Source organism: Micromonospora globispora, assembly GCF_003857015.1.
Lineage (GTDB): Bacteria > Actinomycetota > Actinomycetes > Mycobacteriales > Micromonosporaceae > Micromonospora > Micromonospora globispora.
This window is the reverse complement of the sequence record NZ_QGGF01000664.1, coordinates 1-1,968: the sequence shown is the minus strand read 5'-3', so window position 1 is coordinate 1,968 and position 1,968 is coordinate 1. Positions and strand designations below refer to the sequence as shown.

The window sequence follows — 1,968 nt, the reverse complement described above, 5'->3', positions numbered from 1 at the left end:
GCCCGTGGCCGGCGGCGGACGTACGGGTGATCGCGCAGCGCGCCGGGTTGCCCTTTCTGGAAGGAGCCTTCACGCCCGCCGAGGTGGCGGCCGCCGCCGCGCACGGCCCGGTGAAGGTGTTCCCCGCCCATGTGGGTGGCCCCGGCTTCCTGGTCAGCCTGCGTCAGCTGCTGCCGGACGCGGACCTCGTACCGACCGGCGGGATCGCGCTCGAGGCGGTGCCGGACTGGCTGCGCGCCGGCGCCTGCGCGGTCGGCGTCGGCAGCGACCTGCTCCGGCCGGGCGCGGCGGACCGGCTGCGGTCGCTGCTGGCCGCGTTCTCCGACGGCACGAAGGAGACCCGATGAAGATCGCCGACGCGCGGGTGATCGTGACCTGCCCGGGCCGCAACTTCGTCACCCTGAAGATCATCACCGACGACGGCGTCACCGGAGTCGGGGACGCCACCCTCAACGGCCGCGAGCTGGCCGTCGAGTCGTACCTGCGCGACCACGTCGTCCCGCTGCTGATCGGGCGCGACCCGGCGCGGATCGAGGACACCTGGCAGTACCTGTACCAGGGGGCGTACTGGCGACGCGGCCCGGTGACGATGAGCGCCATCGCGGCGGTGGACACCGCGCTGTGGGACATCAAGGGCAAGGTCGCCGGGTTGCCGGTCTACCAGCTGCTCGGCGGCCGGTCCCGGGAAGGCGTGACGGTGTACGGCCACGCCAACGGCGAGACGGTGGACGAGGTGCTGACCGAGGTGGCGCGCTTCGTCGACCTCGGCTACCGGGCGGTACGGGTGCAGTGCGGCGTGCCGGGCCTCGCCAAGACGTACGGCGTCAGCGGCGACAAGATGTTCTACGAGGCGGCCGACGCCGCACTCCCCAGTGAGGCGACCTGGTCCACCGAGCGCTACCTGGCGCACGTCCCCACGGTCTTCGCCAAGGTGCGGGCGGAGTTCGGACCCACCCTGCGGCTGCTGCACGACGTGCACCACCGGCTGACCCCGATCGAGGCGGCCCGGCTCGGACGCAGCCTGGAGCCGTACGCGCTGACCTGGATGGAGGACCCGGTCCCCGCCGAGCTGCAGGACGGCTTCCGGCTGATTCGGCAGCACACCACCACGCCGATCGCCACCGGCGAGATCTTCAACTCGATCTGGGACGCGAGCCATCTCATCCGGGAACAGCTCATCGACTACATCCGTACCACGGTGGTCCGCGCCGGGGGCATCACCCACCTGCGGCGGATCTTCGACTACGCCGCGCTGCACCACGTACGCAGCGGCTCCCACGGCGCGACCGACCTCTCCCCGGTCTGCCTGGCCGCCGCGCTGCAGCTGGACATCGCCATCCCGAACTTCGGCCTGCAGGAGTACATGCGGCACACCGCGCAGACCGACGAGGTCTTCCCGCACGAGTACCGCTTCGCCGACGGCTACCTGCACCCCGGCGAGGTGCCGGGGCTCGGGGTGGACATCGACGAGGAGGCGGCCGCCCGCTTCCCCTACTCCCCCGCGTACCTGCCGGTGAACCGGCTCGAGGACGGCACGGTGCATCCATGGTGACCAGAACCGCCCCGGACGTGCTGGTCTTCGGCGAGATCCTCGTCGAGCTGACCGCGCTGGAACCGCTGCGCGACGGCGCGGCGCTGCGGCTGGGCTTCTCCGGGGACGCACTCAACGCCGCCGGCGCGGCGGCCGCTGCCGGGGCACACACCGCCCTGCTGGCCCGGGTGCCCGACGACGAGCTGGGCGACGAGCTGGTGGCCCGGGTGGCCGCGCTCGGTGTCGACACGTCGCGGCTGATCCGGACCCGCGGGCAGCACGGCCTCTACCTGCAGCACGCCGACCCGGCCGGCCAGCGCGAGTTCGTCTACGTCCGGCGTGGCAGCGCCGGTTCCAGCCTGGCCGCCGCCGACGTACCGGAGGAGCTCGCGGCGGGTGCCGGCGTGGTCCTCTCCAGCGGGGTGGCCTGCGCCATC

2 protein-coding genes and 1 pseudogene are annotated in these 1,968 nt (G+C 72.9%); all 3 read left to right on the top strand.

The annotated features are described in order from the left end of the window. Window positions 1-347 (top strand): annotated as a pseudogene (locus DKL51_RS31600) (hypothetical protein); the annotation flags it as partial. Next, a complete protein-coding gene (gene manD / locus DKL51_RS31595) occupies window positions 344-1,552 on the top strand; it encodes a D-mannonate dehydratase ManD (RefSeq protein ID WP_124813114.1) in 1,209 nt (402 codons plus the stop codon). The pseudogene DKL51_RS31600 and the gene manD, both read left to right, overlap by 4 nt. Continuing rightward, on the top strand, window positions 1,546-1,968 hold a 423-nt coding region (locus tag DKL51_RS31590), incomplete at its 3' end, for a PfkB family carbohydrate kinase (RefSeq protein ID WP_260428746.1). The genes manD and DKL51_RS31590, both read left to right, overlap by 7 nt.

Bases quoted from the DNA above. Each gene is read 5' to 3' on its own strand.
- manD (WP_124813114.1), top strand. From the start codon at position 344: ATGAAGATCGCCGACGCGCGGGTGATCGTGACCTGCCCGGGCCGCAAC.